Origin of the sequence: Hwanghaeella sp. LZ110 (genome assembly GCF_048892525.1) — a bacterium.
In the GTDB taxonomy this organism is placed as follows: domain Bacteria; phylum Pseudomonadota; class Alphaproteobacteria; order UBA8366; family Aestuariispiraceae; genus Pacificispira.
Map to the genome: position 1 here is coordinate 268,393 of NZ_JBLZHT010000003.1, position 25,059 is coordinate 293,451.

The following is a 25,059-nucleotide window of genomic DNA, read 5'->3' on the forward strand; positions in this document are numbered from 1 at the left end:
CGCTGGATGGCAAGCCTCGACAGAACTGCCCGATCTTTCCTGCTGGCTGAATTGCTCAGCGGTATGGCGCTGACTCTCAAGATGATGTTCAGCCCCAAACACACGATCAATTATCCCTATGAAAAAGGGCCATTGAGCCCCCGTTTCCGGGGAGAGCACGCCCTGCGCCGCTATCCCAATGGGGAAGAGCGCTGCATCGCGTGTAAGCTGTGCGAGGCCGTATGCCCCGCCCAGGCGATCACGATTGAGGCTGAACCGCGCGCGGATGGTTCGCGCCGGACGACTCGCTATGACATTGACATGACCAAATGCATCTATTGCGGCTACTGCCAGGAGGCGTGCCCGGTGGATGCAATCGTTGAAGGACCGAACTACGAATTTGCGACCGAAACCCGCGAAGAACTGTTCTATAACAAGGATAAGCTCCTTGCGAATGGGGACCGTTGGGAATCGGAGATCGCTGCTAACCTTGAATTGGACGCGCCGTACCGCTAAACCGCTTGCGGGTCTGCGTACCGATTGATTGAAACCGAGGGGGGAACCAATGGCATTCGCCGGGTTCATGTTTTACATATTTGCCGCGATCTGCGTGGCGTGTGCCGTGATGGTGATAACATCGCGCAACCCCGTGCATTCGGTCCTGTTCCTGATCCTGGCTTTCTTCAATGCGGCGGGATTGTTCGTGCTGATCGGGGCTGAGTTTCTGGCGATGATCCTTGTCGTCGTTTATGTCGGCGCGGTCGCGGTCCTGTTCCTGTTCGTCGTGATGATGCTGGACGTCAATTTCGTCGAATTGCGACGCGGCGTTAAGAACTATGTCTATCTGGGTGCAACATTGGGCGGCATCCTGTTCCTCGAACTGGCGCTGGTGGCGACATCCTGGACCCTGGGCCCGCAAATGTCTGAAATTACCCTGGGGCCTGTCGTTGGCGCGGTCAGCAATACACGCAGCATCGGCCAGATCATCTATACCGACTACATCTATCTGTTTCAGGGGGCCAGCCTGATCCTGTTGGTCGCGATGATGGGGGCGATTGTATTGACCTTGCGTCAGCGCGCCGGTGTCAAAAAGCAGGTTATCGCCGATCAGGTGTCACGCTCTTCCAAGGATGAGCTGATCGTGGTCAAGGTCGACTCTGGCAGCGGCATATAGCGGGGAACGACGGATATGGAAATCGGACTTTCACATTATCTCGCTGTTGCGGCCGTGCTGTTCACATTGGGGCTGTTTGGCATCTTTTTGAACCGCCGGAACGTGATTGTGATCTTGATGTCGGTCGAATTGATGCTGTTGGCCGTGAATATCAATCTGGTCGCTTTCTCGGCCTTCCTGCAGGACCTGACGGGTCAGATCTTTGCCATGTTCGTCTTGACCGTGGCGGCGGCAGAGGCCGCAATCGGCCTTGCCATCCTGGTCGTCTTCTATCGTAACCGCGCGTCTATCGCGGTTGACGATGTCAGCAACATGAAGGGTTAGGGGCGGTACTCCCATGGAATCACTCATCGTATTTCTGCCGCTGATCGGGGCATTGGTTGCTGGCTTTGCCGGGCGCGCCATTGGCGGGCATAAGGGGGATGTGTTCGCACAGATCGTCTCTTCCGGCCTGTTGGTGCTGTCGGCCATTCTGGCCTGGATCGTCTTTATCAAGGTTGGCATTCTGGCGGAAGATCCGACCGACAAGGCCTATACGGTTGAATTGCTGCGCTGGGTGACGGTCGGGAATTTTTCTTTTGATTGGGCGCTGCGCATCGATACGCTGACGGGCGTCATGCTGGTGGTGATCACCACGGTTTCGTCCCTGGTGCATATCTATTCCATCGGATACATGCACCATGATCCCAGCATTCCCCGGTTCCAGGCTTATCTGAGCCTGTTTACCTTTATGATGCTGATGCTGGTGACGGCCGATAACCTGGTTCAGATGTTCTTTGGCTGGGAAGGCGTCGGTCTGGCGTCGTATCTGTTGATTGGGTTCTGGTACAAGAAGCCTTCTGCCAATGCGGCGGCGATTAAGGCATTTGTCGTCAACCGCGTCGGGGATTTCGGGTTTGCGCTGGGCATATTCGGTGTGTTCATTCTGACCGGATCGCTGTCTTTTGACAGTGTTTTCAATGCGATCCCAGGCATTGTTGGAGATGGTGGTACAGCGACCAGCTTCAATTTCCTGTGGTTCACGCTGACCGGACAGGAAGCCGTGACGGCGGTCTGTCTGCTGTTGTTCATGGGCGCGATGGGGAAATCGGCGCAATTGGGGCTGCATACATGGCTGCCCGATGCGATGGAGGGGCCAACGCCCGTTTCCGCGCTGATCCACGCCGCGACCATGGTGACGGCTGGCGTCTTCATGGTGTGCCGTCTGTCGCCGATTTTTGAATATTCGGAAACCGCCCTGATGGTCGTGACCTTTGTCGGGGCTTCGACGGCATTCTTTGCCGCGACAATCGGGCTGACGCAAAACGATATCAAACGGGTGATTGCTTATTCTACCTGCTCTCAGCTTGGCTATATGTTCTTTGCCGCTGGGGTATCGGCTTATCCCGCAGCGATGTTCCATCTGTTCACGCATGCCTTCTTCAAGGCCTTGTTGTTCTTGGGCGCAGGCGCGGTGATTCATGCCGTCTCCGACGAGCAGGATATGCGCAAGATGGGTGGTCTCGCCCCCTATATCAAAAAGACCATGCTGATGATGTGGATTGGCTCCCTGGCGCTGACGGGGATTGGTATTCCGGGCACATCCATCGGCTTTGCAGGCTTTTTCTCCAAGGACGCTATACTTGAAAGCGCCTATGCGGCGGAGACAGGGATCGGCCGTTATGCCTTCTGGTTGGGCATTGCTGCAGCCATAATGACAGCCTTCTATTCCTGGCGCCTGTTGTGGATGACGTTCCATACCCCGGCGCGCGGTGATGAGAAGGTCATGGCCCATGTTCATGAATCGCCCAATGTCATGCTGGTGCCATTGTATGTATTGGCGATTGGTGCCGTCTTTGCAGGCGTTGTCTTTGCACCCTATTTCACGGGTCATCATTTCCAGGAATTCTGGGGGGATTCGATCCTGATTCTTGAGAGCCATCAGGCGCTGGAAAATGCCCACCATGTGCCGATCTGGGTAAAAGTGGCACCCTTGGTGGTCGGGCTTATCGGGATCTTTGGGGCGATTTGGGTCTATCGCGGCGGTTTGGAGCGCGGCAAGTCCATCGGCCGCTTCTGGGGTCCGTTCTACCAGTTCTCGTTTAACAAATGGTACTTTGATGAATTGTATGACTTCCTCTTCGTCCGGCCATGCTTTGCCCTTGGGCGGCTGTTCTGGAAACGGGGGGATGGCGACGTCATCGATGGCCTGGGCCCTGATGGCGTGGCAAAGAGCACGTCAATCCTCGCCGGGCGGATCAGCCTGCTGCAAAGCGGTTATCTGTACCATTACGCATTCGCCATGTTGATCGGTGTTGTTGTGCTGATCAGCTTCTATTTGTTGGCTCACTAAGGCCGTCGGGAAGGGACCGAACCTCAAAATGTCGGAAGCCTCGTTTCCTCTTCTCAGTTTGACGACATTCGCTCCTTTGGTTGGGGCGCTGTTTGTCATGATCATCCGTGGCACGCCAGAAGAAGTGGCACGCAATGCCCGATGGGTTGCGTTTGTCGCTTCGGTGACAACCTTTCTGTTGTCCTTGCTGGTGCTGGCTAATTTTGACGGGTCCTCCGCTGATTTCCAACTGGTTGAATATCAGCCCTGGCTGGAATCGGTTGGGATTGGCTATAAGATGGGCGTGGACGGGATTTCGATCTGGTTCGTGTTGCTGTCGACCCTGTTGTCGCCGCTGTGTATCCTGGCAAGCTGGCGCTCCATCAAAGTGCGCGTGCGTGAATACATGATCGCCTTCCTGGTACTGGAAACCATGATGGTTGGCATGTTCTGCGCCCTGGACATGCTGGTATTCTACATCTTCTTCGAAGGTGTTCTGTTGCCGATGTTCCTGATCATCGGTGTCTGGGGCGGCGGGCGTCGGATTTATGCGGCGTTCAAGTTCTTCCTGTATACGCTGCTGGGATCTATCCTGATGCTGGTCGCAATCATCGCAATGTATTACGGCGCGGGGGGAACGACCGATATTCCCACATTGATGACGACACAGTTCCCGCGTGACCTGCAGATGATCCTCTGGCTGGCCTTCTTCGCAAGTTTCGCTGTGAAAGTGCCGATGTGGCCGGTTCATACCTGGTTGCCAGACGCCCATGTTGAAGCACCAACGGCGGGGTCTGTTATTCTGGCCGGCGTGTTGTTGAAGATGGGGGGCTATGGTTTCCTGAGATTCTCCATCCCAATGTTGCCGTTGGCGTCCGAAGCCTATGCGCCACTGGTTTTCACGCTGTCTTGCATCGCGGTTGTTTACACCTCTTTGGTGGCCCTGGTGCAGGAGGATATGAAGAAGCTGATCGCCTATTCCTCCATCGCACATATGGGCTTTGTGACGGCGGCGATATTCTCCATGAACGAAACCGCGATTGCGGGGTCGATCATTCAGATGTTGAGCCATGGCCTGGTCTCAGGCGCGCTGTTCCTATGTGTGGGCGTGGTTTATGATCGGCTGCACACCCGCGAGATTTCCCGCTATGGCGGGTTGGCGACCAATATGCCGCGCTATGCCCTGGTGTTCATGCTGTTCACTATGGCCTCAGTCGGCCTGCCGGGTACCAGCGGTTTTGTTGGGGAATTCCTGATCCTGTATGGGGCGTTTGAACACAACACCTATGTCGCGGCCTTCCTGGCAACGGGGATGATCCTGGGGGCAGCCTATATGCTGTATCTATATCGCCGGGTCGTCTTTGGGGCGCTGACAAAGGATGATGTCAAAGGCATGTTGGATATGAGCCCGCGAGAGATTGCGATCTTTGTTCCGCTGATCATTCTGACCCTGTGGATGGGGATATACCCATCGACCTTCCTGGATCCGATTGAGGTGTCAGTGACGAATCTGGTGGAAAATTATGATGCGGCACTGGCCGCGGCCCAATCGGGTGCCGCGCTGGTTACCGGTAACCAATAGAAAGAGGGGGGAGACCTAGTATGTTCGAAACCTCCGCATTCGCACCGGCCCTACCGGAAATCGCATTGGCCGCCAGCGTGATGGCGCTGATGATGGTTGGCGTCTTTTCTGATGCCAAGAAAGCCCTGGGCCGTGTTTCCTTTCTGGCGATCCTGGTGTTGCTGGGCACGGCTGTCTTGGTGGTCATAACCGGGACAGACAATCGTGTCGGCTTTGGCGGATTGTTCATTGTCGACAGTTTCGCCGTCTATATGAAACTTCTTGTGCTGATCGCGGCCCTTTGTGGTCTGGTGATGAGCGATCGCTATATCCGGCGCGAAGGCATGGCCCGGTTTGAATATCCGATCCTGCTGTGTTTTGCGACTTTGGGCATGCTGATGATGGTTTCAGCAAATGACCTGATGTCGCTGTATATCGGCCTGGAATTGCAAAGCCTGTCGCTGTATGTCGTCGCCGCGTTTCAGCGTGACCAGTTGCGCTCGACAGAGGCCGGTTTGAAGTATTTCGTGCTTGGTGCTTTGAGTTCCGGCCTGTTGCTGTATGGCTGTTCGCTTATCTATGGCTTTGCCGGAACCACCAGTTTCACCGCATTGGCGCAGGAAATGGCCAATATGGATGCCGCGCCGACGGGCCTGATTGTTGGTCTTGTCTTCCTGTCGGCCGGGTTGGCGTTCAAGATTTCCGCCGTCCCTTTCCATATGTGGACGCCAGACGTTTATGAAGGCGCCCCGACATCTGTGACCGCCTTTTTTGCGGTTGCCCCCAAGATCGCGGCGATGGCGCTTATTCTGCGTGTCATGCTGGGCCCGTTCGGGGACCTGATCGCGGAATGGCAGCAGATCATCTGGATGATTTCCGTCGCCTCCATGATCCTTGGGGCCTTTGCCGCCATTGCACAGACCAATATCAAGCGTCTGATGGCCTATTCCTCCATCGGTCATGTCGGCTATGCCCTGATGGGCCTGGCGGCGGGGACCGAGGCCGGGGCCGGGGCTGTCATGATGTATATGGCAATCTATCTGGCGATGAATGTCGGAACCTTCGCCATTATCCTGTCCATGAAGGTCAAGGACAGGATGGTTGAAAACATCTCTGATCTGGCTGGTCTGTCAAAGACACGACCGGGCATGGCGCTTGCGCTGATGATCTTCATGTTCTCCATGGCGGGCATTCCGCCACTGGCAGGGTTCTTTGGTAAGTTCTTTGTTTTCAGTGCGGCAATTGATGCGGGATTGATCTATCTGGCGGTCATCGGGGCCGTTACCAGTGTTGTCAGCGCCTTCTATTACCTGCGCATCATCAAGGTCATGTATTTTGACGAAGCGGATGAAACGCTGGATGCGATGGAAGGGCGTGCGATGAAGGGAATATTGCTGGTATCGTCGCTGGCGATCCTGGTCTTTATCCTGTTGCCTCAGACTCTGGCGGACTACGCAGCTTACGCGGCGACGTCCTTGTTCGCAGGTTGATCCAGCGCCCGTGCCACACGCCAGTGACTGAAACAACGCTCTATCCGCCCGGTTGGTCCGTTCAGCGGTTCCAGGTGGTTGGATCGACGATGGATATCGCCCGGGATCTGGCCGACCATGATGCCCCCGACAGAACCGTTGTCCGGGCGGATATTCAAACCGGCGGTCGCGGGCGATTTGGCCGCCAATGGGTATCAGAGGCCGGCAATCTGTATATGACATTGCTGCTGCGGGAGGATCGCCCCCTGGCAGATTGTGCACAGCTTTCCTTTGCAGCCGCCCTTGCGCTTTATGATGCAATCGGCCTGCCCGACGTCACCTTGAAATGGCCTAATGATGTCCTGATCGGGGGCAAGAAGACGGCAGGCATCCTGCTGGAGGCAGGCGGTCCCTCAGCAGCCCCGTGGATATTGATTGGCATGGGGGTCAATGTGGCCCACCATCCACAGGATGCGCCTTATCCCGTGACACATGTGGCGCAGGAGGCTTATCCCCATGGAGCAGATACACTGTGCCGCAGTGTGCTGGAAGGAATCGACCATTGGCGCGGAATTTGGCATAAACAGGGAGCCACATCTATTCACGCTGCCTGGCTGGACAAGGCGCATGGGCGCGGTCAGGACATTCGTGTACGCCTGACATCAAAGGAAATTGTCGGGCGGTTTGAGACATTGGATGCAGATGGCGCATTGGTCGTTCTGGATAAGGCGGGCACGCGACACAGGATCTCTGCCGGCGATGTATTTTTTGCGTGATATTGAAGGATGACGTGAATGCTGCTTGCAATTGATTCCGGCAATACAAATGTTGTCTTTGGCGTGTTTGATGGGACAGATTTCGTAAAGGCCTTTCGTTGCGCCAATGATCCAAAACGCACCGCAGATGAGTATATCGTCTGGCTGAGTGAGTTGATGACGTTAAACGGGCTGGATCACACGAAAATCACGGGCACGGTGATCGGGTCGGTGGTACCGGAAACCGAATTCAATCTGGTAAGCCTGTGCCGGCGTTATTTCGACGGTGAACCAATCGTTATTGGTGATCCCGGTGTGGAATTGGGGATTCAGGTCTTGATCGACCGACCGGAACAGGCCGGGGCGGATCGTCTGGTGAATGCGGTAGAAGCGCATCGCACCTATGGCGGGCCATTGATTTGTATCGATTTTGGCACGGCCACAACATTTGATGTGGTTGACGGAGATGGAAATTATCGCGGCGGTGTAATTTCACCAGGGATACGCTTGTCATTAGAGGCCTTGTATCTGGCCTCAGCCAAGTTGCCCCTTGTGGAGGTTGCGCCGTCAGAGACAGTGATCGGAAAGTCCACGGTGCATGCCATGCAATCGGGTATTTTCTGGGGCTATGTCAGTATGATTGAAGGCATGGTGGACCGAATCCGCCGTGAATATGGAGAAGATATGAAAGTTATTGGTACCGGTGGATTGGCAGAGCTATTCGCCGAGCGCACGGATGTTATTGAACATACGGATCGATCCCTGACCCTGCGTGGACTTGTTGAAATCTATCAGCGGAACGGGGGTATTGTATGACCGCGCCTGGTTTCCGCGACACGGACACACCGGGTCCTGATGAGTTCCTGTTCCTGCCGCTGGGTGGCACGGGCGAGATCGGGATGAATCTGAACCTGTATGGACATGATGAAAAATGGTTGATGGTGGATTGTGGCATCACCTTTGGTGATGAGCGAACCCCTGGCATTGATGTGATCATGCCGGATCCGGCCTTTATTGAGGAGCGTATCGAAGATTTGTGCGGGCTTGTTCTGACCCATGCGCATGAGGATCATTTAGGCGCTGTTCAGTATCTTTGGCCCAAATTGAAATGCCCGATCTACGCGACGCCCTTTACTGCAGCGGTTCTGCGCCGGAAATTGACTGAGGTTGATTTTGGTCGAAAGGTGGAAATTATCGAAGTGCCGATGTCAGGCACTTTCGATGTTGGTCCGTTCAATATTGAACTGATCACCCTGACCCATTCCATTCCCGAACCCAATGCTTTGGCAATCCGGACATCTGCCGGGGTTGTCCTGCATACTGGCGATTGGAAGCTGGATCCCGATCCACAGGTTGGTCCGACGACGGACGAGGCCCGCTTGATCGCCATCGGGGAAGAAGGCGTGATGGCCATGGTCTGTGATTCGACCAATTCGCTGAATTCCGGGCGCAGCGGATCCGAAGGGGATGTGCGCAAGAATCTGGTGGATGTGGTGCGCGACTGTCAGGGTGGCGTTGCGATTGCCTGTTTCGCATCCAATGTTGCGCGCCTGGAAAGCGCGGCCAAGGCGGCGATTGCCTGTGGCCGTCAACCGGCATTGGCGGGTCGGTCCTTATGGCGCATGAATGAATGCGCCCGCGAATGCGGCTATTTACAGGATTTGCCGCCTTTCCTGAATGATGAGGCGGCGTCCCGCCTGCCAGCAGAGAAGGTTCTGTGGATCTGCACCGGCAGTCAGGGGGAGCCACGCGCCGCCCTGGCCCGAATCGCCCGAGGGGATCATCAGAATATCAAGCTGGGGCAGGGGGATACGGTGATATTCTCCAGCCGCGAGATACCGGGCAATGAGGTGTCGATTGGCGAATTGCAGAATTCTCTGACTGAATTGGGGTGTACAATCATCACCGCCAATGATGCGGAAATTCATGCATCGGGCCATCCAAACAGGGATGAATTGGCGGATATGTATTCCTGGATACGCCCTCAGGTGGCCGTCCCGGTTCATGGCGAACACCGGCATCTTCTGGCCCATGCTAGATTGGCGCAAAGCTGTCAGGTACCCCATGGCATTGTGGCCCAGAACGGGATGTTGATGAGCCTGACCAATAACGGCGCGGAAGTGATTGATCAGGTCTATTCCGGTCGTCTGGCGGTGGATGGGGATCGTTTGATTCCCATGGATCATGGATCGATTCGCCAACGCAAGCGGTTGGCACAGAATGGGGCTGCGGTGGTTTCTATCGCCCTGGATAAGTCCGGTCGTCTGGCGGATGAGGCGCAGTTGACCCTGGCGGGCTTGCTGGATTCCGACGGGCCGGAATGGGATGATCTGCTGGATCTGGCCGAAGAAACGGTAGAGAATCTGTCCAAGGCCCAATTGAAAGATGACGGTCAGGTGGTCGAGGCCGTGCGAATCGCACTGCGCAGGAAGCTGCAGGCAATGACCCGGCGTCGCCCGCAGGTAGACGTGCATTTGTTAAGAGTTTGAATGGATTAGATGGGAGAGTTGCGATGATTGGAAAACTAAATCATGTCGCTATCGTAGTGCCGGATTTGGCGGCAGCCAGTGCGGTGTATCGCGATACATTGGGTGGTGACGTTTCTGATCCGCATGATCTGCCAGAACATGGTGTGACGACGGTTTTTGTCAACTTGCCCAATACCAAGATTGAGCTTTTACATCCCTTTGGGAATGACTCTCCAATCGCAAAGTTCCTGCAAAGCAATCCATCCGGCGGCATGCATCATATTTGTTATGAGGTAGAAGACATCATAGCAGCCCGCGATAAATTGCAGGCGGATGGTGCGCGGGTACTGGGCAGCGGAGAGCCGAAGATCGGGGCCCATGGCAAACCGGTCTTGTTCCTGCATCCCAAGGACTTCTGTGGCACATTAGTGGAACTGGAACAGGTGTAAGGCAGGGGCTATGAGCATCGCATCCTTTATCGTTGTGTACATTATCGCATGGTGGCTGGTGTTTTTTATCGTCTTGCCGATTGGGGTGCAGCGGGATGACAACCCGAAAGAAGGGCATGATGTCGGTGCGCCGGTTAACCATATGATCGGAAAAAAGGCCCTGTGGTCGACCCTGGCAGCCTTCGTCATCCTGTTTGCCTATTGGGTGGCGGCCGACGTGATTCACGTTCATTTGGTGTAGGATCGATGGGCTGGTATTGCGATTATGCGATTGGGGACCCGGTACACGGGGACTACCATGATACGGAATATGGCTTCCCGGAAACTGACGAGCGTCGGTTGTTCGAACGTCTGGTCATGGAAATCATGCAGGCCGGATTGAATTGGGGCCTGATCCTGAAGAAGCGGGAAGGGCTGAACGCGGCCTTCCACGGCTTTGATGTCGATACGGTCGCCCAGTACGGGGATGAGGATATTGTCCGGTTGCTGAATGACCCCATGATCGTGCGCAATCGCTTGAAGGTGAACGCCGCGATCCATAATGCGCAGGTCATTCAACAGCTGCGCGGCAGTCACGGCAGTTTTGCAAATTGGATCGCCGGCCAGCATCCGTTGACGAAATCTCAATGGGTGAAACTGTTTAAGAAGACTTTCAAATTTACCGGGGGCGAAATCACCAACGAGTTTTTGATGTCTATCGGATATCTGCCCGGAACCCATCGGGAAGACTGTCCTGCCTATCAGAAACTCACCGCCCTATCCCCACCCTGGCGGGCGCAAGGCCTGGCATTCTATCAGGAACCCTGATCACGCCTTGGGTTTGGCGATCTCTACCACTTTCTTGTAAAGCAGGGAGTGCGTGTCAGCCAGCGCTTCAACCACCGTGAAATGGTTCAGATTCGGCAGTTCCAGATAGTCGATATCTTTGCGGCGGTCGCGCCAATGGTCGGCGTAATCCTGGCTTTGCCGGCGAAATTCGTCACTTTCCGCACCGCCAACAGCCGCAACAAATGGCGCATTGGATACCAGATTGAGCAATATAGGGCTGAGTGTGCGGGCATCCTCTTCCGTCAGACGCAGGGCATTGTTCAGCCCGATATGGCGCAATGGCTCCAGGTCAAACAGGCCAGAAATTGAAACGGTACCCTTAATCAGGTCGCGTGGAAGATCTGGATCAATCTGCGGCCAATGGGTGGCGGCCAACATTGCGACCAGATGCCCCCCGGCGGAATGGCCGGAAATTGTGATCCAGTCCGCATCATATCCGTTCCGATCCGCCGTCTGATACAAATGCGCCAGGGCGGTGCGGCAGTCCGTGACGATATCACCGATGCTGGCGGGCGGGCACAGGGGATAGTTCAAGGCGGCGACCGCAATTCCAGCCTCTACAATTTTTTTGCAAAGGTGCGCATTGTCCTTTTTGTCCAGTGCCTGCCAATAGCCCCCGTGAATATAAACATGCAAGGGGGCATTCTTGATCCCCTGTGGAAGGTATAGGTCTATTGTGTGGGCGCTGTCCGGCCCATAGCTGATTTCCGCGGTACGGGTTTTTTGATGCGCGGTGCCGTCCACACGCCAGGCGGCCATGATCTGGGCTGCTTCTGGCACAGAAACACGCGGGCTGTATTCCATTGAAAGTTTGGCTGCATCATAATCCAGATAGACTGGATCCTTAGAGGCGGGTGGCACATGGGCAACAGCCGTGAAGGTCACGGAATCGCCCTTGACCAAGGCGATATCCCCGAAGTTTCCCCCCAGAATTTCACGGTATAACAGATCGATTTCCGGCAGGGCCGCGTCAAATGCATCCGGGTCCGGGGTCGTGATCGTCAGGGTGCGGATATGGGGGGGCGCCGCACCCTGTCGCGCCAGGTCCAGGCCCAACGCCCGTGCCGCATCCAGAACGCTATTCGCCAGGGTCTGACCATCAATCGGGCCTGATGTAGCAGTGACGGCTGTGTGTTCGGGGTCAGCCTGGACCGCAGGGGCGGGTTGGTCACGCCAAGTGAAATGCATCAGAAACTCCCGAAGAGAAGGGTCGCGGAAAGAGTGCGACATGCCGATCCATAGACCGGAAAGTCGCACACACGTCTATCTTATCAAGGTGTATACTCATGCCTGGTGTACGGCAATCCGCGGCACCCAATAAATTATCTGGTTGCGAAATTCGGACTGTTGCGCAGGGCACGCCACCGACCCATTGATGTCCCGTCAGCGTTGCATCGCCCGGGCCAGGATGGCGCTGGCCAGGACTTCGACCCCGGCGGCCAGGTCTTCTGCGGTGGCGGATTCCAGTTCATTATGGCTGATGCCATCCTTGCAAGGGACAAAGACCATTGCGGTTGGTTGGTCTTGCGACAGGTAACAGGCATCGTGACCGGCCATGGAAAAGATATCCATCACCGGGATATCCAAAGACGCCGCCCCCGCCTTCAACAGCGCCACAAGATCCTGATCAAAAGTCAGGGGAGGTTCCTGATCCAGTATTGTCCAGCAAACAGTCACTTTCCCCTTTGCTTGCTCCGTCTGCATGGCATCGTCGATCGCAGCCCGCATTGCTGTGATTCCGTCTTGCGTTGGATGGCGCAGATCTATGGAAAACGTGACGGTGCCCGGGATGGTGTTTCTGGAATTGGGATATACGCTCAGGGCCCCTACGGTGCACACACCCTGGGGCGGGTGATCCTGACCAATCTTTTCCAGCGCCACGACCAGGCGTGCGGCGGCAGTCAGGGCGTCCTGGCGCATCGTCATTGGCATCGTCCCGGCATGGCCCTCTGCGCCGGACACGGTCACATCATAGCGCACCTGACTGCGGGCCCCGGTGACAATGCCAACCGAATAACCTTCTCGTTCCAGGATCGGACCTTGTTCGATATGGGCTTCGAACAGACTGTCATAAGGGCGGTTGCCTAAAGGCAGGGGGCCTTTTGCCTCGATCGCGGTCAGCGCGTCTTCAAATCGTATGCCGGTTGGGTCTGTCGCATTATAGGCCTGTTCCAGATCGGCCTTTCCCGCGAACAACGCGGATCCGCTATGGGCAAAGCGGGTTCCTTCCTCATTCGTCCAGGCGACGACCTCAATACTGCGTTCGGTTTCAATTCCCGCATCATTCAGGGCGCGAAGAATTTCCAGCCCGGCCAGAACACCATAGGCACCATCATATTTTCCGCCCGTGGGCTGGGTATCCAAATGGCTGCCGGTGCAAACGGCAGGCAGATCGGGATCACGCGCCAGACGCCGGGCAAACAGATTGCCAACACAATCGGTCTCAACGATGCATCCTGCCGCCTGTGCCCACTGGGTGAACAGCGCGCGGGCCTGTTGATCCTGGGCGGTCAGGGCCTGGCGATTGACCCCGCCTTTCGGGGTTGCACCCAATTGCCCCATCTCTTCATGGCTGCGCCACAGGCGGTCCGCATCAATCGGCAGGCTGGGATGGTTTCTCATTTTAGTGTCATCCCGCCAGCCCGTTGATCGTATCGACCAGAGAGCGCGGCAGGACGATACCGGTGGTCGGTGTCTCCGTGCGGGCCTTGCGGCGGCGCTGTCCGGGCAGGCGTACGCCATCCATCGCAGTCAATTCACTGAACAAAGCCTCGCAATGCTGCGCCCAATGATCCGCGTCGCCGAAATGGGATGGGTCAATCGCCATGATGAATTCGCCGCCAATCGGGGGGCCGCCATCCTTGTTGTCCAATCGGCCAGCCTCAGCGGAAAAGACCGATCCAATCAGGCCGCCCGCCAGCAATTCGACCATCAGGGCGATATTCGACCCTTTGTATCCGCCGAAGGGGGATTGTGCGCCTTTCAGGACTTCTGCCGGGTCCGTGGTTGGGTTCCCATCAACATCAATCCCTGTTCCCGGGGGGACGGGATGCCCGTCGCGTGCATGGATCATCACATCCCCGCGCGCCATCGCTGCGGAGGCCTGATCAAAGACATAAGGGTCCTTGCCGGGGCGCGGCCAGGCAAAGGCCATCGGATTGGTGCCAAAGAAGGGTTTGATCCCCCCAGCCGGCGCGACCATGGGGGAGGCCTGTGTGAAGGCGAAGGCACATAGGCCCTGTTCCGCCAGGGTCTCAACCTCCGGCCATAGGGCGGCAAAGTGATAGATATCCACCAGCCCCATTCCGGCAATCCCCTGAGACTTTGCCTTCTTCGCAAGGACGGGAAGCCCAACTTCCAGGGCAAGGGGTGCAAAGCCGCCGTCGCCCGTCACGCGGACCGCGCCAGGCGCAATTTCAGAGGCGATAGGGCGCGCCGTTCCCTTGACCTTTCCGCTTTTTAAAGAGGCGCAATAGCCCGGCAGGCGGAACAATCCATGACTGGCGCAGCGATCCCGTTCCGCCCGGATCATAATATCAGTGACGGCGCGGGCATTCTCTGCATCTGCGCCATTGGCGGTCAGGGCGGCGGTGGAAAGGGTGGTGGCTTCGGTCAGGCTTAACGTTACGGTGTCGCTCATACTGCGGGCTCCTCTTGATTAATAAGGCAGCCTATCGGGCGTCACAGCATTTGTCAGGGCTTTACGCGAATTTCGGGGGGGACTTCTGGAACATTGCGCTGGCGTTCCCGATAGATTGTGTAAAGCCCGCTGGCGACAACGACCGCGCCGCCGATCAAGGTCCACATATCGGGCAGATTATTAAACACGATATAGCCCATCAACGTTGCCCAGACCAACAATGTGAAATTGAACGGTTGCAGGACAGAGGCCGGGGCACATTCCAGGGCCTTGATCAAAAGCAGGTGCCCCACCGCCCCGGTCAGCGACAATAGCGCCAGCAGACGCCAGGCTTGGGGCGTTGGTTCAATCCAATACAGGGGCCCGATACAGGTCATGATCGCCGCACCGATCACAGCCATATACAGCATGGAGGTGTTGGAACTGTCATTCCGGCTAACGATGCGGGTCAGCACGTGATAGATGGAAAACATCAAGGCGGCGGATAGCGCGATCAGGGATTCCAATTGGAATACGCCAAAGCCGGGCCTTAGGATGATCAGCACGCCCGAAAACCCCACAAGGACCGCAGCCCAGCGCCGAATGCCGACTCTTTCCCGCAAGATCAAGGCGGACATGGCCGTCACCATCAGCGGGAAGCTGGCAAAAAGGGCATGTGTTTCCGCCAGCGACAGAACGCGGATTGCCAGAACGAAGGCACTGATTTCCAGTACAATCAGCAGAGACCGGACAATCTGCAACCAGGGTCGATGTGCCTTGACGACTTGTTTCAGCGGCTGGTTCCAACTGCTGAGGATGACCGCGAAAACCCCGAAAAACAAAAACCGCACCCATAATATCTGTGGCGCGTCATAGGTTTGGGCCAATTGCTTGGTCACAGTGTCCTGACAGGCGAAGATAAACATCGCCATTACAATCATCAGGATACCCTTGGTGGGGTTGTCAGTTTTGTCGGTCATGATCCGGGCATATACTGAAAATGCGCCCGGCTCAACGGGTGTTTATGGTTTCGGCACCGCGGCGTTGACCGCTTTGACGATGTTAATCACCTTGTTCGAGGCACTGATCAACGCATCGGCGCTGGCTTGCTGGGCGTTTAACTGGCTCACCTCCTCTGTCGCGCGACCAATGGCGTCGATTTGTGCTTGGGTCGGTGGCTGCAGAACACTGTGATGATCCATAAGGATCTGCAATCGCGCCTCCAGCTTTTGCAAGTCAGCGGCCAATTCAAGCCGCTCGATCTGTATCTTGTTACGACCCGCATCATTTGGGTTGAGAACCAACCATTTTGATAGTTCCGCCATCAAGGCACGGACTCTGGTTGCTGCGGCGGTTATTTTAGCGGCCAGTATAAGTGTGTCTTCTTGAGACATTGGCATTGTCGTTCCCCCTGTAGTGTTTAAGCGAGACTGCGTTTGCTATTTCGAATCTTTCATTGCAGGGCTGCGACGGTGGAAGACTCTATTTCAGGTCCTGGTTTCTGTTGGGCTTCCAGGGCATCCCGTCGGGTGTCGATTTCTTTTTTCAATGTTTTGCCGAAGGCGAACAGAAACTTGATCTGATCCGTCGTCTTTCGCTGCTTGCCCAAGCCATACAGGCCTTCGGCAACTTTGATCAGATCCGCACCGCCATTGTTGATGGGACCGAGAGAGCCGACCAATTGCGTATTTGTTTCTGACCAGACAGTTTCGAAACGAAATTCGTTCAGGTTGAGTTCTTCGGCAATCTTAAACACCTTGTCTAAATTGGTGTAGATCAGCTGTTCCTGTTTTCCACCCAGCGCAAAGACTTCCTTTCGCTCGCGTTCGAAGTCCTGTTCGGTTTCCTGCAATGTTGTGCGCAGCCGGGCAATACTGGCGGCGCGGTCCTTGCCCTGCTGTAGTGCGGTTTGTTTGATGTCCCCCATGGATCCCGCCAGGGCGGTTGCGGTGTCTCCCGTCGTCACCGAAAGATTTCGCACGGGTTCGGAATTGGAACAGCCCGCCAGACCCAATGCCAAAAGTCCGAACCCGAAAGACATGATAAAACGACATATGATGCGCATAGGGCGGTTTCTCCTTAATCATCCACGGCTTTGACGCCGATGAAGCCGAAGGTCGCAATCTGTCCAAGTCCAACGGCCAGATCCGCAAGGGTTTCCGGCTTGATCCCGCCTTCCCAATAGGTTGCGATTTCTCCGATGGGACCATCGATCAGGGCCTTCCAGGATTTTGCGGCATATTCATTCAACAGCACGACTTCGCGATGCTGTATATCCACCAGGCTCATTTCAAAACTGGTGGCGTCGGCTCTTGCGATTGTTTGTGCCTGAACAAAGGATGTGATGCCGCGCGTCGCATAGATCTTATCGCGGCCGTTGGGTGCAGCAAGAATCTGGGTCAATGATGCATTTGCCAGCGCGCCGCCATGGTTCGTCAGGGCGTCATATCCATTTCGATACAGGACAACCTCGCGCAGCAATGCCTCCAATCGACCGCGTGCGGCCGTTGCCCGTGTTTCCAACAGCGCCTTGCGGGCTTTTAGGTGATCCAGCCGCAACTGTTCCTGTGTTAATTGCGCAAGCAGCAGTGCGCGGCCTTCGGGTCGGTTCAGAATGTCCTGTAGGGTTTCAATATCTGTTCCGATGGCGGGCAAACCGGCAGCGACAATTACTGCCTGTCGCAGGGTTTCATTCTCCGCCCCCGCTGCGGATGTTGTTGAGACATCGCTGGAGCCGGTTTTGAAGGCGATCAGGACGGTGTTGATCGCGTCAATGCGTTCTTCGGAAAAGGCTAGATCTTCCCCCAGTTTCCCCAGGGCATCATTCGCTTTGCCGACAAGTTTCCCAACGTCTTCGGCCTTTTCCTGCAACTTCGCGACGGACGATTCCGATGGCTTTACAGCGGTCGCCTTAGTCAATTGTTTGATGGATTGTTTGGTTGATTTTTCAGTAGCAGCAACCTCGTCAAGCGATGCCAGGGTCGTCATCCAGGTATTGAAGGCCTCCCCAATCTCTCCGTCGAATTCTTTTAATTCTTTTAATTCAGGGGTTTGGGTTAATTTGCAGGTGTCATACAAGCTTTGAAGAAAACTTAGCATGGCGTTCTGCGCGGCTGGGCTTGCATCCGCCAGAACGCCTTGCGGCAAGGATGCAGGACGAGGGTTCGACATTAAATTGGCGCAGCTTGGAATGGGTGCAGTTTCGGTGGGCCAGCCGAAAGTGGCCATGTTTATCCGTATTCTCAGGAAATCATCTCCTTTCGTTTCAAATGGTTCAAGGCGCGATAACAAGGTGGAATAGGCGGTCGCTGCGACTTTCATTTTCGTCATTGCTTCATCAAGGGTTGAATTCTGAACCCCCAACTGGGTCAAACGTGTCGCGACGAAAGAGGTTGGGTCATTGGTGCCATTGCCATCGTTCAAAGACGTCGGAGATAACCAATGATGTAACGGTGTGGTTGTTGGCAGGGCGGCGTCGACCCGAAGAATTTCAAAGACCTGACGTTTCGCAATATGCGCGCGAACATCGCGATGAACCTGCTTTTCCGCGGTTTGCAGCGTATTGAGGTTATCCCGAATGTTGCTGAATATCGTCGTAAGGTCGACGGCTTCATTATTTGTAACGACAGATTTTGCGACAGCGTGATTTTCCGCGTCATAGATATGGACGCCGCCGCATCCAGCCAGAAACACAGCAGGCAAGATAACCCGACAAATGACTTTAAGGACCAGATATCGTTTCATCATCCGCACCCGCCTAAAGTTCTTAATAGTAGTATTATACACAAAACACTATCAAATGGAAGAATATGATGAATTTCCATTGCTTGATCCATAAGGTCGTGCGCTTTAAGACAGCGCACCGTTACATCATAAGGTTCCGATAATGTCTCAACTCTCTGATCAGGTCGCGCATCGGCGCACCTTTGCGATCATCAGCCATCCGGATGCGGGTAAGACCACGCTGACGGAAAAACTGTTGCTGCGCGGCGGTGCCATACATCTGGCGGGGGAGGTTAAGGCGAAGGGCGATCGCCGCCGCGCTCGGTCTGACTGGATGAAGATTGAACAACAACGCGGTATTTCGGTTACCACGTCGGTCATGACCTTTATCCGCGACGGGGTGATCTTCAACCTGTTGGATACGCCGGGCCACGAAGATTTTTCTGAAGATACCTATCGCACGCTGACAGCCGTTGACAGTGCGGTCATGGTGATCGATGCCGCGAAGGGGATTGAACCCCAGACCCGAAAATTGTTTGAAGTCTGTCGCCTGCGGGACATGCCCATCGCGACCTTTATCAATAAGCTGGACCGGGAAGCCCGCGACCCGTTCGAACTGATGGATCAGATCGCCGATGAACTGGCGCTGGATGTCGCCCCTGTGGCCTGGCCAATCGGGTCTGGTCGCGACTTCAAAGGGTGCTATGACCTGATCAATGATCGCGTACTGCTGATGGGGGAAGACCGGACCGAGATGGTACAGGTCGGTGGTCTGGATGATCCCAAGCTGGCCGATGTAATTCCGGCAGCGCAACTTTCCAAATTACGGGAAGAGGCGGAACTGGTGCGCGCGGCCTGTCCTGAATTTGATCTGACAGCCTATCTGGAAGGGCATATGACGCCGGTCTATTTCGGCAGTGCCTTGCGCAATTTTGGCGTCGGACATTTACTGTCGGGGATCAGCCTGTATTCTCCGCCGCCCCGATCCCTGCCGACGGATAAGCGTGCAATTGACCCATCTGAAGAGAAGGTGACAGGGTTTGTCTTCAAGGTTCAGGCCAATATGGACCCGAACCATCGGGACCGCATCGCCTTCGTGCGCCTGTGTTCCGGCAAGTTTAAGCGCGGCATGAAGCTGAAGCATGTGCGGTCGGGGAAACCGATGGCGATCTATAACCCGATCCTGTTCTTTGCCCAGGACCGTGAAATCGCTGATGAAGCCTATCCGGGGGACATTATCGGGGTCCCAAATCACGGCACACTGCGCGTCGGCGATACGCTCAGCGAAGCGGAAGATGTGCGCTTCACGGGTATTCCGAACTTCGCACCGGAAATTCTGCGCCGCGTGCGCCTGGATGATCCCATGAAGGGCAAGCATCTGAAGAAAGCGCTGGAAAGCCTGGCAGAGGAGGGCGTGACCCAGGTCTTCAAGCCGGAATTGGGCGCGAACTGGATCGTGGGTGTTGTCGGCCAGTTGCAATTGGACGTACTGCAAACCCGGATTGAAGCTGAATATGGGATCAATGTGACACTGGAACCCGCCCCCTATGAGACGGCGCGATGGGTGTCTGCGGAGGATCCAGCCGTGTTGGATAAATTCATGGGCGCGATCCGCAGCGCGATGTCGACGGATCGCGATGGGGCACCTGTATTCCTGGCACGGAATTACTGGGAACTGAATCACCAGTTGCAGAACAATCCGGATGTCAGGTTTTCCAAGGTTAAGGAACGCTCTTAAAATATAAGTTTAGGTAATAATCTCTGTTGCTGGAATATGTTGGGGCATGGATAGCAAATTCGCTGCGCGCGATGTTTTGTCGCTATTGCATCACAGGATTTTCAGAAATATAACTCATATTCATAATAAGTAGTGTTTCAGGATACTGACTCCTCATTTCTTGGGATTTGAAGGCTGGCGGATTATGGCTGCGGAATTATCGCTTGTTGAGCAACGGGACCGTTTCGTCGCCTTTGCCTTTGCCGCCTCGGATGTCTTGATGGAAGTGGATCAGGACGGGGTTATTGTATTCGTATCGGGTTCTGTAAAAAGCCTTTTGGGGCATTCTACGAATGAATTGATGGGCACGAAAGTCGCCGGTTTGGCGTCTGATGAAGATTGGGTTGTTCTGACCGAATTTTTGAAAAAGCTTCAGGTCACGGGGCGTGCATCGGATCGGTTGATTACCCTGCGTCATGACGGCGATCAGATTCATCAGGTCAGCGTGTCGGGGATGAGCAGCCCACAGCGGCGCGGCATTCACCATCTGGCGATAAAGCGGGTTCCGCTGGCGTCGCGCCGTTCAGAAGCCCTGATCCCAGAACAGCCGATGAGTGTTCTTGATTTTGCCAACAGTTCGGCCGCGATGGGCGTTGCGGCGCGAAAATCCGGCGAGGGTGTCAATCTGGCCATGTATGATGTTGGTTGGGACGCTGTTGAAAATGCGATCAATCCTGAAGACGCCAGAGCTTTGAATGACACATTGGTTCATACCATGCGCGCCTGGGCTGCTGGTGGCAGTGGCGTTGGACAGATTGGGAAGGGGAAATACTCCCTGCTGCTGGATGAAGGCATTGATCCCAAGTCACTATCCAACCGGATTGCGGAAGTTACGAAGGAACGCCACAGCAATTTGGACTTGAACATTAGTGAGACGGCTTTAAGCCTGTCTGACGTGATAGACACGGATGATTTTGGAAAGAAATTTGAAGAAGCCATGGCACATTTTGACATGGTCGGTGGGGAAAAGTTCGATCTCAGCAATTTCTCTGAGGTTCCCGCCAAGAAAAAGACTCCGCCGCCCCGCCCAGCAAAAACGGCGCCGGCTGCTCCCCCTCCATCTCGCACTCAGACCGCAAGTCAGCGTGCGCGCCGTAAGGGAACCACAGAAGGGTGGGGCTAAAGTCCCTTCATCTTCTCACAGGTCCAACACATCTTCTGACAGCTGCGTGATACGGCGTCCCGGTGGCTGGTAATGATATCCACAACCGCTAAGATATGGATCATATCGATATCTTTGGAGGATGAGTGTCATGCGCAAAGATCAGTTTTTGAGAGTGCTGTGGACGATGGTTTTCATGCTGACAGTGACGCTGGGCGTGAATGGCATACCCACGGTTGCGACAGCGGGAGAGGTCAATGCCACCAGCATTGGGGGCGTTGCCATTGATGGTACGGACCCTGTTGCGTATTTCACCGAGGGGAAAGCGGTCGAAGGACGCAGCGACTTCAGTTATGACTGGATGGGGGCGACCTGGCGCTTTGCAAGTGCTGAAAACCTGGAAAAATTCAAGGCCGATCCAGAAGCCTATGCGCCGCAATATGGCGGATATTGTGCCTGGGCTGTTAGCCAGGGCTATACGGCCGCTATAGACCCGGATGCGTTCCGGATTGAAGGCGGTAAGCTGTACCTGAATTATTCCAAGGGGGTTCAGGATCGCTGGTTGTCGGATGTTGCTGGGCACATTGCCGCCGCAGACCGCAACTGGCCGGATGTGAAAAAGGGGCTGTAACAGGTGCCTTTTGGATGCTGAAGTTCCAGTCGCGCCTGGACGAAAATCACGCTAGGCTGAGAGCCATTCAGGGTCACAGCGTTCAGGGTGAGGATTGGTATGCCGCGTATCGCCATTGGCGGGTTTCAGCATGAAACCAATACTTTCGCGCCGGTAAAGGCGGATTTCAATGCCTTTGAAGAGCCAGGCGGCTGGCCCGGACTGGTGCGGGGGGAGGCGATGTTTCCCGCCGTGGACGGGGTCCATATTCCAGTTACCGGTGCACTGGATATCCTGCGCCAAGCGGGGGCGGATATCATCCCTTTATGCTGGTCCGCCGCGACACCGTCGGCACATGTAACGCAGGATGCGTTTGAGCGGATATCGGAAATGATGCTTGCGGATCTGGCTGTGGCCTATCGCGCGGGACTGGATGGATTGTATCTGGACCTGCATGGCGCGATGGTCTGTGATCATCTGCAGGACGGGGAAGGGGAATTGCTGCGTCGCATTCGGGCGCTGGTCGGGCTCGACCTGCCTATCGCAGTCAGTTTGGATCTGCATGCCAATATTACACAGGCGATGGTGCATCATGCCGATGTGCTGGATATCTATCGGACCTATCCGCATGTCGATATGGGGGAAACCGGCGCGCGCACAGCGACGCATTTGCTTAAAATGATCGCCCAGGGGGGCCGCCCGGCAAAAGCCTTTCGGCGCACGGAGTATCTTATCCCATTGAATTTTGGCTGTACGGATATCGAACCACCGAAGAATTTGTATGGCTCGGTGCTGCCCAGCCTTTTAGCGGGTGACAAAAAACTGATGGCACTGGCGCTGGCGATGGGTTTTCCCCTGTCAGACATTGCCGAAATCGGACCGGGCCTTGTGGCCTATGGGACGGATCAGGCGGCAGCGGATCGTGCGGCCGATGCCCTGATGGATCAGATGGTTCAGCACGAGGCCGGGTTTGGGGACCGTATCTGGTCCCCGGTGGAGGCGATCGATCATGCCAGAGCATTGTTACAGCAACCGGGATCAGGTCCGGTCGTGTTAGCCGATACGCAGGATAATCCAGGCGGTGGCGGGCCCGGCGATACGACAGGCATGCTGCGTGCGCTGTTGTCTGGTGGCGCAGGACAGGTGCCCGGTGGCGCGACAATAGGCGTGTTTAATGATCCGGAGACTGCCCAGCGCGCCCATCGCCATGCGGTCGGGGCGGTTGTGGATTTTGATCTTGGGGGCAAATTGTTTCCCGGGGATAACCCGATATCAGGACCGTTTGAAATCAGGGCCTTGGGCAATGGCGCCTTTACCGGCACAGGACCCATGTGGGGTGGCGCGCGCTATCAGATGGGCCCCTATGTGCGTCTGCACCGCGATGGTGTCGATATCGTTGTCGCCTCGCGACCGGAACAGGCGGGCGATCAGTCTATGTTTCGCCATGTTGGGATAGAACCGTCACAGACTGGCATTCTGGTCGTAAAAAGCTCCGTCCATTTTCGGGCTGATTTCGCACCCTTGGCCCGTGCGGTGCTGACCGTTGCCGCACCGGGCCCTGTCTATGCAGATCCGGGCAGCCTGGATTTCAGAAACATCCGCCCCGGCCTTCGCCTGCGGCCTGGGCAACCAGACTAGAACAGGCGGCGCTTTTCCAGCAGCAATTGGACAATCCTGTCCATGCGCCCCGATGTTTCGGGTGACTGCAGGGACGCGCGCAGATTGGCGGCTGTGGGGGTGGGCAATTTGTCTTTTAGGACAGCCCCTTGCAGGGCGTCCAGGGCGGGTCCGCCGCCGCTGGCGATATCGTGCAATACCAGCGGGCTTAGGGCACCAACCGAATTCATGCGGCCAAATCGGGTGATATTATCCAGGGCGGTCAGAAATTTTGGGCCAACAATTTGCGGGGTGATCTTATCTGGCGCGACCTCGTTTACGATATTTTCCGTCGCATGGATCAGGAAGGGCAGAACAGGATCACCCTTTCTGAACAGGCAGGCAGCGTTGTGAATATTGCGCCAGGTCTTCAATCGCTTGCCGACATCGGTATCGACCCATAATTCACGCCCAAAGGCATTGGTTTCCGGGATGCTGTCGATTTCCAGTAAGTCCGGCGCGAAAACCAGCAAATCCGCATCAAACCAGACGGCACGGTCATAGCCGTTGCTTAACGCATCGCGCAACAATACCAGCCGCGCCAGATCCGCCTGAATGGGCAGATGGTCCTGAAGTTTCAGGCGCAGATCATCCGGCAGCAGGTCAAAGATTTCATCGCCCAGAAACCGGTAGTCATATCCCCGTTGTTCCGTCCAGCGACGCACGCTGTCAACGCAGGGGCCGATCCAGCCGCGCAGGACCTGGAAGTTATGGCTTTGCAGAATGATGGTCCTGGATGCCGCCACGGCTAAACGCTCAATCGGCACCAGACAGGGGTATGATCCGACGGCTTTTCCTTGCCGCGCGGGCTCTTATCAATATCGCATTCTTCCAGCATATCCGCTGCGCGAGGGGACAGCAGAAGATGATCGATGCGCAATCCTTCATCCTTTTGCCAGCGACCCTTAACATAATCCCAATAGGAATAGCGGTGGGCTTCATGGGGATGCAGCGCGCGATAGGCTTCCGTCAGGCCCAGATTCAGCAACTGGCGGAATCGGTTGCGGCTTTCCGGTTGGCACAGGGCGTCATCGGCCCAGCCTTCAGGGTCATATATGTCATCATCGGTTGGGCACACATTGTAGTCGCCCCCCAGAACGGCGGGCATTTCCATGGGCAGGATCGTGTCGCGGGCATGGGCGACCAGACGATCCATCCAGCGCAGCTTATAGGGAAACTTATCGCCTTCATCGACAGGATTGCCATTGGGCAGATAGATGGAGGCAACCCTTACCCCCTTGATCGTTGCTTCGATATAGCGGGCCTGTTCGTCGCCATCGTCCTGCCCCGGCAATTGTGGCAAACCCCGGCGCACATCCTCAATGGCATGGCGCGACAGAATGGCAACACCGTTATAGGTCTTTTGGCCGTGGACTTCCGCCCGATATCCCAGTGCATCCAGCTCTAGGCGTGGAAAATCATCATCGACGCATTTCAATTCCTGCAACAGGACAACGTCGGGCTTGGCCTGTTCCAGCCACTCCGTAACACGGGGCAGGCGGGCCTTAAGAGAATTTACATTAAAGGTCGCGATCAACATGCGCGGACTATATCGCGCACCGCTTGGGATGGACAGAC

The 25,059-nt window shown here is 55.7% G+C and carries 25 protein-coding genes; 16 read left to right on the forward strand and 9 right to left on the reverse strand.

Annotated features, from left to right (window positions below; all coding sequences use genetic code 11):
* Positions 1-6: 6 nt before the first annotated feature.
* From nuoI to ACOSDM_RS07525, 12 genes are read left to right on the forward strand one after another with little or no spacing between them, the layout of a single operon-like run.
* A complete protein-coding gene (nuoI, locus tag ACOSDM_RS07470) occupies positions 7-495 on the forward strand; it encodes an NADH-quinone oxidoreductase subunit NuoI (protein WP_420723873.1) in 489 nt (162 codons plus the stop codon).
* A 49-nt stretch (positions 496-544) separates the two neighbouring features.
* Positions 545-1,153, forward strand: a complete 609-nt coding sequence (locus ACOSDM_RS07475; protein ID WP_420723874.1) for an NADH-quinone oxidoreductase subunit J — start codon at positions 545-547, stop codon at positions 1,151-1,153.
* Positions 1,154-1,168: 15 nt separating this feature from the next.
* On the forward strand, positions 1,169-1,477 hold the full coding sequence (gene nuoK, locus ACOSDM_RS07480) for an NADH-quinone oxidoreductase subunit NuoK (protein WP_420723875.1): 309 nt from the start codon (positions 1,169-1,171) through the stop codon (positions 1,475-1,477).
* Between the two features lie 13 nt (positions 1,478-1,490).
* Positions 1,491-3,485 carry an NADH-quinone oxidoreductase subunit L gene (gene nuoL / locus ACOSDM_RS07485; RefSeq protein ID WP_420723876.1) on the forward strand — a complete coding sequence of 665 codons (1,995 nt, stop codon included), beginning with the start codon at positions 1,491-1,493 and terminating at the stop codon, positions 3,483-3,485.
* Between the two features lie 28 nt (positions 3,486-3,513).
* On the forward strand, positions 3,514-5,046 hold the full coding sequence (locus ACOSDM_RS07490; RefSeq protein WP_420723877.1) for an NADH-quinone oxidoreductase subunit M: 1,533 nt from the start codon (positions 3,514-3,516) through the stop codon (positions 5,044-5,046).
* Between the two features lie 20 nt (positions 5,047-5,066).
* Positions 5,067-6,515: an NADH-quinone oxidoreductase subunit NuoN gene (gene nuoN, locus ACOSDM_RS07495; protein ID WP_420723878.1), complete on the forward strand. Its 1,449-nt coding sequence runs from the start codon at positions 5,067-5,069 to the stop codon at positions 6,513-6,515.
* A 23-nt stretch (positions 6,516-6,538) separates the two neighbouring features.
* Positions 6,539-7,270 carry a biotin--[acetyl-CoA-carboxylase] ligase gene (locus ACOSDM_RS07500; RefSeq protein ID WP_420723879.1) on the forward strand — a complete coding sequence of 244 codons (732 nt, stop codon included), beginning with the start codon at positions 6,539-6,541 and terminating at the stop codon, positions 7,268-7,270.
* A gap of 18 nt (positions 7,271-7,288) precedes the next feature.
* Entirely contained in the window at positions 7,289-8,065 is a 777-nt protein-coding gene (locus tag ACOSDM_RS07505) for a type III pantothenate kinase (protein WP_420723880.1), read from the forward strand.
* A complete protein-coding gene (locus ACOSDM_RS07510; RefSeq protein ID WP_420723881.1) occupies positions 8,062-9,738 on the forward strand; it encodes a ribonuclease J in 1,677 nt (558 codons plus the stop codon). Before ACOSDM_RS07505 ends, ACOSDM_RS07510 begins: the two co-directional genes overlap by 4 nt.
* A gap of 23 nt (positions 9,739-9,761) precedes the next feature.
* Positions 9,762-10,166, forward strand: a complete 405-nt coding sequence (mce, locus tag ACOSDM_RS07515; RefSeq protein ID WP_420723882.1) for a methylmalonyl-CoA epimerase — start codon at positions 9,762-9,764, stop codon at positions 10,164-10,166.
* Positions 10,167-10,176: 10 nt separating this feature from the next.
* Positions 10,177-10,407 (forward strand): DUF1467 family protein, encoded by a 231-nt coding sequence (locus tag ACOSDM_RS07520; RefSeq protein ID WP_420723883.1) that lies wholly within the window; start codon positions 10,177-10,179, stop codon positions 10,405-10,407.
* A 5-nt stretch (positions 10,408-10,412) separates the two neighbouring features.
* The gene (locus ACOSDM_RS07525; RefSeq protein ID WP_420723884.1) at positions 10,413-10,973 is read left to right on the forward strand and encodes a DNA-3-methyladenine glycosylase I; all 561 of its coding nucleotides are present in this window, start codon (positions 10,413-10,415) and stop codon (positions 10,971-10,973) included.
* On the opposite strand, the gene ACOSDM_RS07530 is transcribed toward ACOSDM_RS07525, so the two are convergent.
* The 7 genes from ACOSDM_RS07530 to ACOSDM_RS07560 all read right to left on the reverse strand — a co-directional run bounded on the left by ACOSDM_RS07530 (position 10,974) and on the right by ACOSDM_RS07560 (position 18,360).
* Complete coding sequence (locus ACOSDM_RS07530; RefSeq protein ID WP_420723885.1) at positions 10,974-12,182, reverse strand: alpha/beta hydrolase; 1,209 nt, start codon at positions 12,180-12,182, stop codon at positions 10,974-10,976.
* A 195-nt stretch (positions 12,183-12,377) separates the two neighbouring features.
* Positions 12,378-13,616, reverse strand: coding sequence for a Zn-dependent hydrolase (locus ACOSDM_RS07535; RefSeq protein ID WP_420723886.1), 1,239 nt, complete (start codon positions 13,614-13,616; stop codon positions 12,378-12,380).
* A gap of 7 nt (positions 13,617-13,623) precedes the next feature.
* Positions 13,624-14,634 carry an Ldh family oxidoreductase gene (locus tag ACOSDM_RS07540; RefSeq protein WP_420723887.1) on the reverse strand — a complete coding sequence of 337 codons (1,011 nt, stop codon included), beginning with the start codon at positions 14,632-14,634 and terminating at the stop codon, positions 13,624-13,626.
* Positions 14,635-14,687: 53 nt separating this feature from the next.
* Entirely contained in the window at positions 14,688-15,593 is a 906-nt protein-coding gene (locus ACOSDM_RS07545) for a DMT family transporter (RefSeq protein ID WP_420723888.1), read from the reverse strand.
* 42 nt (positions 15,594-15,635) lie between these two features.
* Positions 15,636-16,013: a hypothetical protein gene (locus ACOSDM_RS07550; protein WP_420723889.1), complete on the reverse strand. Its 378-nt coding sequence runs from the start codon at positions 16,011-16,013 to the stop codon at positions 15,636-15,638.
* A 53-nt stretch (positions 16,014-16,066) separates the two neighbouring features.
* Positions 16,067-16,678, reverse strand: coding sequence for a hypothetical protein (locus ACOSDM_RS07555; protein ID WP_420723890.1), 612 nt, complete (start codon positions 16,676-16,678; stop codon positions 16,067-16,069).
* A 14-nt stretch (positions 16,679-16,692) separates the two neighbouring features.
* Positions 16,693-18,360, reverse strand: coding sequence for a hypothetical protein (locus tag ACOSDM_RS07560; RefSeq protein ID WP_420723891.1), 1,668 nt, complete (start codon positions 18,358-18,360; stop codon positions 16,693-16,695).
* Between the two features lie 139 nt (positions 18,361-18,499).
* On the opposite strand from ACOSDM_RS07560, the gene ACOSDM_RS07565 reads away from it, so the two are divergent.
* The 4 genes from ACOSDM_RS07565 to ACOSDM_RS07580 all read left to right on the forward strand — a co-directional run bounded on the left by ACOSDM_RS07565 (position 18,500) and on the right by ACOSDM_RS07580 (position 23,463).
* A complete protein-coding gene (locus ACOSDM_RS07565; RefSeq protein WP_420723892.1) occupies positions 18,500-20,074 on the forward strand; it encodes a peptide chain release factor 3 in 1,575 nt (524 codons plus the stop codon).
* A 184-nt stretch (positions 20,075-20,258) separates the two neighbouring features.
* On the forward strand, positions 20,259-21,236 hold the full coding sequence (locus ACOSDM_RS07570; protein WP_420723893.1) for a PAS domain S-box protein: 978 nt from the start codon (positions 20,259-20,261) through the stop codon (positions 21,234-21,236).
* A gap of 130 nt (positions 21,237-21,366) precedes the next feature.
* Positions 21,367-21,846: a YHS domain-containing (seleno)protein gene (locus tag ACOSDM_RS07575; RefSeq protein WP_420723894.1), complete on the forward strand. Its 480-nt coding sequence runs from the start codon at positions 21,367-21,369 to the stop codon at positions 21,844-21,846.
* 99 nt (positions 21,847-21,945) lie between these two features.
* Positions 21,946-23,463: a M81 family metallopeptidase gene (locus ACOSDM_RS07580; RefSeq protein ID WP_420723895.1), complete on the forward strand. Its 1,518-nt coding sequence runs from the start codon at positions 21,946-21,948 to the stop codon at positions 23,461-23,463.
* Here ACOSDM_RS07580 and ACOSDM_RS07585 read toward each other — a convergent pair.
* Both ACOSDM_RS07585 and ACOSDM_RS07590 read right to left on the reverse strand, forming a co-directional pair.
* Positions 23,460-24,227, reverse strand: coding sequence for a hypothetical protein (locus ACOSDM_RS07585; RefSeq protein ID WP_420723896.1), 768 nt, complete (start codon positions 24,225-24,227; stop codon positions 23,460-23,462). The genes ACOSDM_RS07580 and ACOSDM_RS07585 overlap by 4 nt on opposite strands.
* A gap of 2 nt (positions 24,228-24,229) precedes the next feature.
* Positions 24,230-25,021: an exodeoxyribonuclease III gene (locus ACOSDM_RS07590; protein ID WP_420723897.1), complete on the reverse strand. Its 792-nt coding sequence runs from the start codon at positions 25,019-25,021 to the stop codon at positions 24,230-24,232.
* Between the last annotated feature and the right edge of the window lie 38 nt (positions 25,022-25,059).